Source organism: Kineosporia sp. A_224, from assembly GCF_002198655.1.
Lineage (GTDB): Bacteria > Actinomycetota > Actinomycetes > Actinomycetales > Kineosporiaceae > R-H-3.
Genome location: NZ_MWLN01000081.1, coordinates 1 through 11,447, shown reverse-complemented (window position 1 = coordinate 11,447; position 11,447 = coordinate 1). Strand labels below are relative to the sequence as shown.

At 77.4% G+C, this 11,447-nt stretch carries 11 protein-coding genes; 7 read left to right on the top strand and 4 right to left on the bottom strand.

Going from position 1 to position 11,447, the window contains the following annotated elements:
• The 4 genes from EDJALFJO_RS06675 to EDJALFJO_RS06660 all read left to right on the top strand — a co-directional run.
• On the top strand, nt 1-726 hold a 726-nt coding region (locus EDJALFJO_RS06675; protein WP_143448337.1), incomplete at its 5' end, for a WS/DGAT domain-containing protein.
• Nucleotides 727-792: 66 nt separating this feature from the next.
• Nucleotides 793-1,563, top strand: a complete 771-nt coding sequence (locus EDJALFJO_RS06670; RefSeq protein ID WP_088283452.1) for a class I SAM-dependent methyltransferase — start codon at nt 793-795, stop codon at nt 1,561-1,563.
• Nucleotides 1,564-1,672: 109 nt separating this feature from the next.
• Nucleotides 1,673-2,389 (top strand): response regulator transcription factor, encoded by a 717-nt coding sequence (locus tag EDJALFJO_RS06665; protein ID WP_233149716.1) that lies wholly within the window; start codon nt 1,673-1,675, stop codon nt 2,387-2,389.
• Nucleotides 2,386-3,951: an ATP-binding protein gene (locus tag EDJALFJO_RS06660; RefSeq protein ID WP_088283450.1), complete on the top strand. Its 1,566-nt coding sequence runs from the start codon at nt 2,386-2,388 to the stop codon at nt 3,949-3,951. The genes EDJALFJO_RS06665 and EDJALFJO_RS06660 overlap by 4 nt, the downstream gene beginning before the upstream one ends.
• Here the strand turns inward: EDJALFJO_RS06660 and EDJALFJO_RS06655 are convergent.
• Genes EDJALFJO_RS06655 through EDJALFJO_RS06640 form a run of 4 tightly spaced genes read right to left on the bottom strand, consistent with a single transcriptional unit; the run spans nt 3,926 to nt 8,456 of the window.
• Nucleotides 3,926-5,185 (bottom strand): NAD(P)/FAD-dependent oxidoreductase, encoded by a 1,260-nt coding sequence (locus tag EDJALFJO_RS06655; protein ID WP_088283448.1) that lies wholly within the window; start codon nt 5,183-5,185, stop codon nt 3,926-3,928. The genes EDJALFJO_RS06660 and EDJALFJO_RS06655 overlap by 26 nt on opposite strands.
• Nucleotides 5,182-6,636, bottom strand: a complete 1,455-nt coding sequence (locus EDJALFJO_RS06650; protein ID WP_088283446.1) for an NAD(P)/FAD-dependent oxidoreductase — start codon at nt 6,634-6,636, stop codon at nt 5,182-5,184. Before EDJALFJO_RS06650 ends, EDJALFJO_RS06655 begins: the two co-directional genes overlap by 4 nt.
• Entirely contained in the window at nt 6,633-8,060 is a 1,428-nt protein-coding gene (locus EDJALFJO_RS06645; RefSeq protein WP_088283444.1) for an FGGY family carbohydrate kinase, read from the bottom strand. The genes EDJALFJO_RS06650 and EDJALFJO_RS06645 overlap by 4 nt, the downstream gene beginning before the upstream one ends.
• Nucleotides 8,061-8,069: 9 nt before the next feature.
• A complete protein-coding gene (locus tag EDJALFJO_RS06640; protein ID WP_088283442.1) occupies nt 8,070-8,456 on the bottom strand; it encodes a helix-turn-helix transcriptional regulator in 387 nt (128 codons plus the stop codon).
• A gap of 82 nt (nt 8,457-8,538) precedes the next feature.
• Here EDJALFJO_RS06640 and EDJALFJO_RS06635 point away from each other — a divergent pair, with 82 nt between their 5' ends.
• The 3 genes from EDJALFJO_RS06635 to EDJALFJO_RS06625 are packed head-to-tail and all read left to right on the top strand — an operon-like array spanning nt 8,539 to nt 11,367.
• Nucleotides 8,539-8,730 carry a hypothetical protein gene (locus EDJALFJO_RS06635; RefSeq protein WP_088283440.1) on the top strand — a complete coding sequence of 64 codons (192 nt, stop codon included), beginning with the start codon at nt 8,539-8,541 and terminating at the stop codon, nt 8,728-8,730.
• 37 nt (nt 8,731-8,767) lie between these two features.
• The gene (locus EDJALFJO_RS06630; protein ID WP_088283437.1) at nt 8,768-10,105 is read left to right on the top strand and encodes an NAD(P)-binding domain-containing protein; all 1,338 of its coding nucleotides are present in this window, start codon (nt 8,768-8,770) and stop codon (nt 10,103-10,105) included.
• Nucleotides 10,102-11,367 carry an MFS transporter gene (locus tag EDJALFJO_RS06625; protein ID WP_158220315.1) on the top strand — a complete coding sequence of 422 codons (1,266 nt, stop codon included), beginning with the start codon at nt 10,102-10,104 and terminating at the stop codon, nt 11,365-11,367. Before EDJALFJO_RS06630 ends, EDJALFJO_RS06625 begins: the two co-directional genes overlap by 4 nt.
• Nucleotides 11,368-11,447 lie beyond the last annotated feature (80 nt).

Here is an 11,447-nt window from a genome sequence, read left to right as displayed (position 1 = left end):
CCACTGCATGAGGTCGCCGGGAGCACCCCGGCACCGCCGTCGGTGCTCAACCGGGCGACCGGCCCGCGCCGCCGCGCCACCCTCGTCGACCTCGACGCGGAGCCGCTCGCGGCGGCCGCGCACACGCTCGGGGCGTCGGTCAACGACGTCGTCCTCGTCGCCGTCGCCGAGGCGCTGCGCGCCGCCGCGGCGGCCCGGGGCGAGCACCTGGACCCGGTCGTCGTCTCGGTCCCGGTCGCGGTGCGCGGCCCCCGGGCCGGCAGCACGGCCAACGCGGTCGGGGTCATGCCGGTCGACGTCCCGACGTCTGGCGACCTCGTCGCGCGGGTCCGCGCGGTGACGGCCCAGCGGCGCGCCCGGCTCGGCGGGGGCCACGGCCGCTCGCTGCCCCTGGTGCTGCTCGCGTTCCGCGTGCTGCGGGCGCTGCACCTCGTGCGCCGCTACCTCGACCGGCAGCGGCTCGTGAACACCCTGCTCACGGCGCTGCCGGCGGTGCCCGGGCCGCTGCGGGTCGGCGGTGCCGACGTCTCGGCGGTCGTGCCGCTCGTCCCGAACCGGGGCAACACCACCGTCGCCTTCGCGTCGGCGCGCTACCGCGGCCGGCTCGTCGTGAGCGTCGTCGGCGACCCGGACACCGGCCCCGACGACGAGGCCGTCGCCGGTGCGGTGCGCCGCACCCTCGACGAGGTCGTCGCCCGCGCCGGGGCGACCGGCGCGGCCCCCTGACCACCGGCCCCGACCGGCGGCCCTGACCACTGACGGGACGCGCGCCGCGGGTGCAGGATGGCGGCCATGTCCTTCGCGGTGGGCGCCGACGCGTACGGCGCGTTCATGGGCCGGTTCTCCGAGCCGCTCGCCCTGCGCTTCGCCGACGTCGCCGGCGTGACCGGCCCGACCGTGACGTCGGCGCTCGACGTGGGCTGCGGGACCGGGGCCCTGACCCGGGTCCTCGTCGACCGGCTCGGGCCGGACCGGGTGTGCGCCGTGGACCCCTCGCCGCCGTTCGTCACGGCGATGCGCGAACGGTTCCCGGACGTCGACGTCCGGGCCGGCCGGGCCGAGGCGCTGCCGTTCGACGACGGGGCCTTCGACGCCGTCCTCGCGCAGCTCGTCGTCCACTTCATGACCGACCCGGTCGCGGGCCTCGCCGAGATGGTCCGCACGGCCCGGCCGGGCGGGGTCGTCGCGGCGTGCGTCTGGGACCACGCCGGCGGCACCGGACCGCTCGCGGCGTTCTGGGCCGCCGTCCGCGCGGGCGACCCGGACGCGCCCGACGAGTCGGAGCTGCCCGGCGCCCGGGAGGGGCACCTCGTCGAGCTGCTCACGGCGGCCGGCGCGACGGACGTCACCGGCACCGCGATCGCCGTCGAGGTGCCGCACGCCTCCTTCGACGCCTGGTGGGAGCCCTTCACCCTCGGCGTCGGACCGGCCGGCGCGTACGTCGCCGCGCTCGACGACGCCGCCCGGCGCGACCTGCGCGAGCGCTGCCGGGCCCGGCTGCCGCAGGGGCCGTCGAGCACGACCGCGCGGGCGTGGGTCGGGCGCGGGCTCGCCCCGCGCTGACCTGGAGGAGACGTCCAGGTTCCCTCCAGGGAACGCCCAGCCGGGCCGACGACGATCATGCGGGGCGGTGCGCCCGGGGCAGGTCGATCGACGGAAGAGGTGGGGCCTGGTGTCGCGAGGGACCGCGGAGACGCTCAAGGGCCGGCGGGTGCTCGTCGTCGACGACGAGGTGTACATCGCCGACGCGCTCGCGATGACGCTGCGGCACGTCGGCTTCGACACCATGACGGCCTTCGACGGGCGGAGCGCCCTCGAGACCGCCGCGCAGTGGTCGCCGGACCTGCTCCTGCTCGACGTCATGCTCCCCGACATGAGCGGCTACGACGTCTGCCGGGACGCGATCGAGGCCGGCACGGACGCCGCGGTGATCTTCCTGTCGGCCCGGGACGAGGTCGGCGACCGGATCCGCGGGTTCGGCGTCGGCGCCGACGACTACGTCACCAAGCCGTTCAGCCTCGAGGAGGTCGTCGCCCGGGTGCGCGCCGTCCTGCTGCGCTCCCACGGCCCGGAGGGGCCGCCGGCCGGCAACGTCCTCACGTTCGGGGACCTCGTGCTCGACGACGACCAGCACCTCGTGACCCGCGGCGGGACCGCGGTCGACCTGTCCCCCACCGAGTACGCGCTGCTGCGCTACCTCCTGCAGAACCCGGGCCGGGTGCTGTCGAAGGCGCAGATCCTCGACCACGTGTGGAAGTACGACTTCGCCGGCGACGGCGGCGTCGTCGAGTCGTTCGTCAGCCTCCTGCGCAAGAAGCTCAACGCCGCCGGGCCGCCGCTCGTGCAGACGGTGCGCGGGTTCGGGTACGTGCTGCGGCAGCCCCGGTGACGCGGCTGCGTCGTCCGCGGCTGCGCAGGTCGCTGCGGACCCGGCTCGTCCTCACGTCCGTCGTCCTCGCCGCCGCCGGCATCGTCGCCGTCAACGCCGTCGTCGCGGTCACCCTGCGGGACAGCCTGCTCGACCGGGTCGACGCCGAGCTCGCCGCGGCCCGCCGGCCGGGGCCGCCACCGCCCGGCGCCGGGCAGCAGCCACCGGCGCCGGCCTCGGGCACGACCGACCGGCAGCTCCTCGACGACCGGGTCCTCGTCCGGCTCGACGGGACGACGGGTGCGGTCCTCGACCAGGTCGCCGGCCCGACGGTCGGCACGGGCCGGCTCCCCGACGTCACCGCGCTCTCCGCCGACCTCGCTGCCGACCGCGCTCTGCCCACCGGCCGGTTCCGGCTCGACGCCGTCGACGGCGGCACCGGTCGCTACCTCGCGACGGTGCTCACCGACCCGTCGACCGGCGCGAGCGGCTCCGGCACGAGCGGGTCCGGTGACGTCGTCGTCCTCGCGAAGTCCCTCGACGACGTCACGGCGACGGTGCGCCGGGTCGTGCTCGTCGACGCGAGCGTCTCGGCGCTCGTCCTCGCGATGCTCGTCGGCGCCGGGGCGGTCGTCGTCCGGCTCGGGCTGCGGCCGCTGTCGGACGTCGAGGAGGCCGCCGGTCGGATCGCCGCCGGCGACCTCACAGTGCGGGCCCCGCACGCCGCCGACCGCACGGAGGTCGGCAGCCTGGCCCGCACCTTCAACACGATGGTCGCCCGGATCGAGGAGGCGTTCGCGGCCCGCGGGGCGAGCGAGCAGCGGCTGCGCCAGTTCCTCGCGGACGCGAGCCACGAGCTCCGCACACCGCTGACGTCGATCCGGGCGTACTCCGAGCTCTTCCGGTCCGGGGTGCTCACCGCGGACGAGCCGTCCTCGGCCGCGCTGGCCCGGATCGAGGCTGAGGCGGCCCGGATGGGCGGCCTCGTCGAGGACCTCCTCCTGCTCGCCCGCCTCGACCAGCAGCCGGCGCTGCGCGCCGAGGACGTCGACCTCGCGGAGGTCGCCGACGACGTCGGCGCGGCCGTCGCGGCCACCGCCCCCGGGCACCGGGTGAGCGTCGGGGCGTCGGCGCAGGCCTGGGTGCGCGGCGACCCGGAGGCGCTGCGCCGGGCCCTGGTGAACCTCGTCCGCAACGCGGTGGTGCACACCCCGGCGGGGACGGCGGTCCGGGTCGAGGTCACCGCCGCGCGGCCGGGGACGGCGGACGACGTGCTCGTCGTCGTCGAGGACGACGGCCCGGGGATGCCCGCCGACGTCGCCGCGCACGCCTTCGACCGGTTCTACCGGCCCGACGCCGGCCGGTCGCGGGCGACGGCCGGCACCGGGCTCGGGCTCGCCATCGTCGAGTCGATCGTCACGACCCACGGCGGCCGGGTCGGGCTCGACACCGCGCCCGGGCGCGGGGCCCGGTTCACGGTCCGGCTGCCGGCCGCCCCGCCCGCGGCCGACGTCCCCGCCGACGTCTCGGAGGATCCGGCGGCCGAGGTACAGGCCTTCAGCGGGGTGCGAGCCGGAGGGTGACGTCCCCGCCGTCCCGCCGCACGTCGCTCAGCAGGGCCGACGGCACCCGGAAGACCCGCCCCGGCGCGGCCGCCCACGGCAGCCGCCGGCGCGCGACGACGAGCCCGTCCTGGACGACCTCGACGACGGGTGCGGTGACGGTCTCGTCGCACCGCAGCAGGAGCCGGCCGCGCGGCGGGGCCGGGTCCCCGGCCCGCAGCAGCTGCGGCGCGACCCAGCGCAGCGGGGCCTGCGGGACGAGCCGGACGCCCGCGGCCGCGGGCACCGGGGCGGCGAGGTGGCGCCGGACGGCGGCCGCGACGTGCCGGCCGTCGAGGGCGGCGACGTCGGCGGTGTCGACCGGGTGCAGGAGGTTGCCCACCGCGAAGACGCCGGGGCGGCTCGTGCGCAGCGCGGTGTCGACGACGGGCCCGCGGGAGACCGGGTCGAGGTCGAGGCCGCCGAGCCGGGCCAGCTCGTGGTCGGGCACCCAGTCGCCGGTGAGGACGACGGTGTCGCAGGCGACCCGGCGCCGGGCGCCGGTGCCGAGGTGCTCGAGGACGACGGCCTCGACCCGGTCCCGGCCCTCGACCGCGACGAGCCGGGTGCGGGTCGCGACCGGGGTCCGCAGCCCGAGCCGGGCGGCCAGCCGGACCGGTGCCGCGGCCTCCGGGACGGCGTGCGCACTGACGAGCAGCGCCGTCCGGCAGCCCGCCTCGCGCAGTGTGAGGACGGCCGACCAGCTGACGAGCTCGGCGCCGACGACGACGGCGCGGGCGCCGACGTCGCGCCGGTGGTGCAGGTGGACGAGGTTCTGCAGCTGACCCGTCGTGAGGACGCCGGCGGGCCGGTCGCCGGTGATCATCCGGGCCGGCCGCGGCCGCTCCCGGGCGCCCGTCGCGAGGACGACGGCACCGGCCGCGAGCGTCGACCGGCCGGCCGGGGCGGTGACCTCGAGGTGCCCGTCCGGGGTCCAGCCGGTCACCGTCGCGCAGGTGCGCAGCACGGCCCCCGCGGCGAGCGCCCGGTCGGTGAGCCGGCGCGCGTACGCCGGGCCGGTGAGCAGGCGGTGCAGGTCGCGCAGCCCGTAGCCGGTGTGGTCGCTGTGCCGCGGGATGCCGCCGGTCTCCGCCTCCCGGTCGAGGACGCGGACCTCGCCGTCGACGTGGGGTGCGAGCGCCGCGGCCGCGGCGAGGCCGGCCGGACCGCCGCCCACGACGGCGACCGCGACGTGCTCGTGCCGGGGCGCGGTCATGCGGGCCCGCTCCTGTCGACGATGCCCTGCTCCAGCCGGGCGCCGACCTCGGCGCCGCAGTAGAACCCCTGGCAGCGGCCGTTCATGGCGCGGGTGCGGCGGCGCAGCCCGTCGAGGTCGGCCGGCGGCACCGTCGAGGCGAGCGCGTCGCGGATCTCGCCGGCGGTGACCCGCTCGCAGAAGCAGACGACCCGGCCGTACTCGGGGTCGCGGTCGATCGCGTCGACGTCGGCGAAGGGGCGGCCGAACGCCTCGCCGAGGTTGGGCATCGCCACCGCGGCGGGCAGGTCCGGCCGCGGCGCGAGGTCGAGGCCGGTGCTGCCGGGGCCGGCCGCGGCGAGCAGCCCGGTGACGTGCTCGGCGAGGGCCAGGCACGCCGTGAGCCCGGTCGACCGGATGCCGCCGACGAGCACGTAGCGCTGCGCGGCGTCGACGTCGACGAGGTAGTCCTCGAAGAGCGCGCCGTCGACGTGGACGGCGGCCCGCAGGCCCGCGTACGACGCCGTGACCTCCTCGTCGAGCAGCGCCGGCATGATCCGGGCGCCCTTCTCCAGGAGGAAGGCGAACCCGTCCTCGGAGGTGCCGGTCGCCGTCCGGTCGTCGAGGTCCTGCGCGGTCGGGCCGAGCATGACGTTGCCGTAGATCGTCGGGCTCACGAGGACGCCCTTGCCGACCTTCGACGGCACGGGCAGGACGATGCGCGGCGCGAGCGGCCGGGCGAGCTTGTCGTAGACGAGCAGCTCGCCGCGGCGCGGCACGACCCGGAACCGGTCGTGCCCGAAGCGCCGGTCGAGGACGTCCGCGCCGAGCCCCGCCGCGTTGACGACCCAGCGGGCCCGCACCTCCCCCGCCGTGGTGTCGAGGGTCGTCGTGCCGTCCAGGCCCGGCCGCACGCCCGTCACCTCGTGCCGGCGCAGCAGGTCCGCACCGCGCCGGACGGCGTCCGTCGCGAGCGCGAGGTTCGTCGTCCACGTGCACGTGATCGACTCGCCGGGCACGGTGAGCCCGCCGAGCGCGCCCGGCCCGAGGGCGGGCATCGTGCGGTAGACCTCTTCGGCGTCGACGAGCTCGCAGGCGTCGTACCCGTTGCGGGAGGCCTTGTCCGCCGACGAGGGCAGGGTCGCGAGCTCCTCGTCGGTCCAGGCGACGAGGGTCGCCCCGGTCGGCTCGACGGGGATGCCGGTGTCGCGCGCGTACTGCGAGAGCAGGGTGTAGCCGCGGGCGACGAGCCGGGACTCCAGGGTCCCGGGCTTGGCGTCGAACCCGGTGTGGAGGATCGCCGTGTTCGCCTTGCTCGTGCCGTCGCCGACGTCGGCGCGGCCCTCGACGAGGGCGACCCGCAGGTGCGCGCCGGCGAGGGCACGGGCGATCGCGGCGCCGACGAGGCCGGCCCCGACGACGGCCACGTCGTACGGTGCACCCGCGGGATCCGTTGCGGAGGAACGGCTCACGAGCCGCTCCCGGCGGCGACGGACGCCGCGTCCCGCCAGCGGCCCAGCAGGTCGGCGGCGCGGTCGGCGCTCCAGAGCGGCTCGTAGGTGCGCTGCGGCGTCCAGTCCCCCGCGGCGTCCGCGACCGACAGGCCGGGGTCGAGGGCGAGCCGCGCGCACGCGGCGGCGCCGAGCGGCGTCGCGTGCGCGGAGGGGTAGACGTCGACGGGCACCTGCGCGAGGTCGGCCTGGGCCTGCATGAGGGCGGCCGAGCGGGTCAGCCCGCCGTCGACCCGCAGCCGGGCCATCGGGCTGCCGAGGTCGGCGGCGACGAGGTCGACGAGCCCGGCGACCTGCGCGGCGATGCCCTCGACGACGGCCCGGACGACGTGCCCGCGACCGGTGCTGAGCGTCATCCCGGTGAGGGAGGCTGTCGCGGCCGGCGCCCAGAACGGCGCCGCGAGGCCGGCGAGCGCGGGCACGCAGAGCACGCCCTCGCTGTCGGGCGCGGCGGTCGCGTCGAGCGCGTGCGCACCGTCGAGCAGCCCGAGGTCGGTGAGCCAGCGGACGGCGGACGCGGCGGTGTAGACCTGCCCGTCGACGCAGTAGGACGTGTTCCCGCGCAGGGTCCAGGCGACGGACGTCGTGAGGCCGGCGGTCGAGCGGACGGCGGCGGACCCGGTCTGCGCCAGGAGGAACGCGCCCGTGCCGTAGGTGCACTTCGCGGTGCCCGGCTCGACGCAGCCCTGCGCGAGGAGCGCCGCCTGCTGGTCGACGACGAGCCCGGTCACCGGCAGCGGCGGCCCGAACGCGGTCGTCGTGCCGACGACGGCGTCGGAGGCGACGAGGTCCGGCAGCGGCTCGCCGGCGAGACCGAAGAGGTCGAGCAGCCAGGGGTCCCAGGTGACCTCGTCGAGCCCGAGCAGGAGCGACCGGCTCGCCGTCGAGGTGTCCGTGACGAACGCCCCGCACAGCCGGTGGACGAGCCAGGTGTCCGTCGTCGTGACGACGCCGTCGCGGGTCACGTGGTCGCGCAGCCAGCGCAGCTTCGGCGCCGAGAAGTACGGGTCGAGGACGAGCCCGGTGCGGCGCGCGACCTCGACCGCGTGCTCGGCGCGCCCGGCGCAGACCGGCTCGGAGCGGCGGTCCTGCCAGACGACGGCGGGCCCGAGCGGGCGGCCGTCGGACCGGTCCCAGGCGAGCACCGTCTCCCCCTGGTTGGCCAGCGCGACCGCGTCGAGCGGGACGCCGGCCGCCGCGGCCGCGCGCCGCCCGGTGGAGAGCACCGTGTCGAGGAGCACCTGCGGGTCGACCTCGACACCACCGCCGTCGAGGTACACCGGCGCGACCGGCTCCTCGGCGAGCGCGAGCACCCGGCCCCCACCGTCGACGACGACGGCCTTCGTGCCGGAGGTCCCCTGGTCGATCGCGAGGACGGTCACCACGGGGCGACCTTAGCCCGCGGCGCCGCCCGCCGCCCCGAGCAGCGTGCCGAGGCTCTCCAGCGCCTGCGGCCGCACCCAGTAGTAGACCCAGGTGCCGCGCCGCTCGCAGTCGACGAGGCCGGCCTCGCGGAGCACCTTGAGGTGGTGGGAGATCGTCGGCCCCGAGACGTCGAAGGCGTCGGTGAGGTCGCACACGCAGGCCTCTGCGGACGAGGCGATCATCGACATGAGCCGCAGCCGGACCGGGTCGCCGAGGGCCTTGAAGAGCGGGGCGACGGTCACGGCCTCCTCGGTGGACAGGGCCCGGGCGGCGAGCGGGGCGCAGCAGGCCAGGGGCGCCCCGGAGGGCCGCTCGTCGGGGCGGGACGTGAGCACCGACACAGGCTGCTTCGACATGCGTCTATCTTGACATCTGTCGAAACAGTCGTGCAAGGTGGCGGAGCCACTGATTAGACATCCATCGAAACAGGAGCCCGTCATGACGACCCCCGCCGAGCCGGCCGCCCCGAGCACCACCACCGAGGAGACCACCGCCACCGAGGAGACCACCACCACCGCGCAGGCGGCACCGTGCTGCGGCACCCGCGCCGCCGCGGACGCCGCCGGCGCCTGCTGCGACCCCGCCGCCAAGCAGGACGCGGTGGCCGCCGGCGCGAGCTGCTGCGGCTGACCGCCCCGCCCGTCGGATCCCGCATCCTGGAGACCTCATGAGCACTGTCACCTCCCCCGCCGACCTGCCCGTCGTCGTCCTCGGCGCCGGGCCCGTCGGCCTCGCCGCCGCCGCCCACCTGCACGCCCGCAGTCTGCCGTTCGTCGTCCTCGAGGCCGGCCCGCACGCCGGTGCCGCCGTCACGGACTGGGGCCACGTCCGCCTCTTCAGCCCGTGGCGCTGGACCGTCGACGCCGCCGCCCGGGCGCTCCTCGACGACGCCGGCTGGACAGCGCCCGACCCGGGCGCACTGCCGACCGGCGCCGACCTCGTCGCGCAGTACCTGCGCCCGCTGGCCGCCGTCCCCGCGCTCGCGCCGCACGTCCGGTACGGGGAGCGGGTCGTCGCCGTCGCGCGGCGGGACGTCGACGTCGTGCGCACCGCGGGCCGGGAGGCGTCCCCGTTCGTCGTCCGGCTGGAGTCCGGCGAGGAGCTCCTCGGCCGGGCCGTGGTCGACGCCTCGGGCACGTGGCGGACCCCGAACCCCCTGGGCGGCAACGGGTTGCCGGCGCTCGGCGAAGGCACCGAGGTCGCCGTCGAGCCCGCGCTGCCCGACGTGCCCGGCGCCGACCGGGACCGGTTCGCCGGCCGGCACACGCTCGTCGTCGGCTCCGGGCACTCCGCCGCGGGCACACTCGCCGCACTCGTCGACCTGGCCGCGCAGGCACCCGGCACCGAGGTCACGTGGGCGGTCCGACGCGGCAGCGCCGAGCACGCCTTCGGCGGCGGCACGGCCGACGCCCTCCCGGCCCGGGGCGAGCTCGGCGCCACACTGCAGACGCTCGTCGCCGGCGGCGCCGTCCGGCTCGTCACCGGCTTCGCCGTCCACGCCCTGGCCCGGACGGCGGACGGCCGTGTCGCGGTGACGTCGACGGGCGGCGACGCGCTCGTCGTCGACCGGGTCGTCGCCGCGACCGGGTTCCGCGCCGACCACGGCCTGACCACCGAGCTGCGGCTCGACGTCGACCCGGTCCTCGGGGCGACCCGGGCGCTCGCACCGCTCATCGACCCGAACGAGCACTCCTGCGGGACCGTCCCGCCGCACGGGGTCGACGAGCTGTCCCACCCCGAGGCCGGCTACTACGTCGTCGGGATGAAGAGCTACGGCCGGGCGCCGACGTTCCTCATGGCGACCGGGTACGAACAGGTCCGCTCGGTCGCCGCGGCGCTCGCCGGGGACTGGGCCGCGGCCCGCGAGGTGCACCTCGACCTGCCGGAGACCGGGGTCTGCTCCGGCGTCCCGGACGCGCTCGGCACCTGGGCGGCCGGCGCCCCGGGACCCTCCCTGCTCCCGGTGGGCGCGGGGCCGGCCACCGGAGCCGCGTGCTGCGGGTGACCGACCCGACCGGTGCTCCGACGCCCGGCCACGACCGGCTGCCCGGTCGCGGCCGGGCGATCGTCGCCGCGCTCGCGGTGACCCAGACGGTCGGCTACGGCAGCCTCTGGTACTCGTTCCCGGTGTTCCTCGGGCCGGTCACCGCCGACCTCGGGATCAGCCGGACGGCGGGCACGGGCGCGTTCACCGGCTCGGTCCTCGCGGCGGCCGCCCTCGCCGTGCCGGTCGGGCGCTGGCTCGACCGGCACGGTTCCCGCGGGCTCATGACGGCCGGGTCGGTGCTCGGCACCCTGCTGCTGCTCGCGCTGTCCCGCGTCCACGACCCCGTGGCGCTCTACGCCGTGTGGGCCGGGATCGGCGCGGTCGGCGCCATGGTCTTCTACGAGGCCGCGTTCGCGACCGCGGTGGCCTGGGCGCCTCCGGCGCAGCGCGCCCGGACGATCCTCACGATCACCGTCGTCGCCGGCTTCGCCTCGACGATCTTCTTCCCGCTCGTCGGCGGGCTCGTCGAGGCCTACGGCTGGCGGACGGCGGCCGTCGTGCTCGCCGTCCTCCACGGAAGCGTCACGGTCCCGCTGCACGCGCTCGTCCTGCGCCGGCCGCCGCACGTGCGGGCCGCGCGCGCGGACGCGGAGGTCCGCACGGCGAACGAGCACGCGCGCCGCGCCGTGCTCGCCCGGGCCGCGGGCGACGTCCGGTTCTGGTTGCTGGGCCTGGGGTTCACCGCGCAGACCGTCGCGTTCGCGACGATCTCCGTGCACCTCATCGGCATCCTCGTCGCCGCCGGCCACCCGCCGACCGTGGCCGCGGGGATCAGCGCCGCGATCGGCGCCCTGCAGGTGCTCGGCCGGGTCGTCGTCACGGCACTGAGCCGCCGGTTCGCGATGGCCGACGTCGTCGCCGCCGTCTTCGCCGTCCAGGCCGGCGCGGCCGCCGTCCTGCCGTTCGTCGCCACGTCCACCCCGGGCGCCGTGGGTGCGGTCGTCGTCTTCGGGTTCGGGTTCGGGATCGGCTCGATCGCCCGCCCGGCGCTCGTCACGCAGCTCTACGGGAGCACCGGGTACGCGAGCCTGTCCGGCCGGCTCGCCGTCCCCATCACGCTCATGACGGCCGGCGCCCCGCTCGCCGGCGCCGCGCTCCAGCGCGCCACCGGCTCCTGGACCCCGGTGCTGCTCGGGACCGCCGTCTCCATCTCCGTCGCCGCCGCCGCGATCCTCGCCGCCGGCCGCCGCCCCACCCCACCCAGAACCTCGAGTTACTAGCGCGTATGACCGGGAAACCGGGTCATACGCGCGAGTAACTCGGGAGGGTCAGGGGGTCGGGGTGAGGGGGCGGTCGAGGA

Excerpts from the sequence above, each read along its gene's own strand:
- EDJALFJO_RS06655 (WP_088283448.1), bottom strand. The coding sequence starts at position 5,185 with ATGACCGCGCCCCGGCACGAGCACGTCGCGGTCGCCGTCGTGGGCGGC.
- EDJALFJO_RS06670 (WP_088283452.1), top strand. The coding sequence starts at position 793 with ATGTCCTTCGCGGTGGGCGCCGACGCGTACGGCGCGTTCATGGGCCGG.
- EDJALFJO_RS06640 (WP_088283442.1), bottom strand. The coding sequence starts at position 8,456 with ATGTCGAAGCAGCCTGTGTCGGTGCTCACGTCCCGCCCCGACGAGCGG.
- EDJALFJO_RS06635 (WP_088283440.1), top strand. The coding sequence starts at position 8,539 with ATGACGACCCCCGCCGAGCCGGCCGCCCCGAGCACCACCACCGAGGAG.
- EDJALFJO_RS06630 (WP_088283437.1), top strand. The coding sequence starts at position 8,768 with ATGAGCACTGTCACCTCCCCCGCCGACCTGCCCGTCGTCGTCCTCGGC.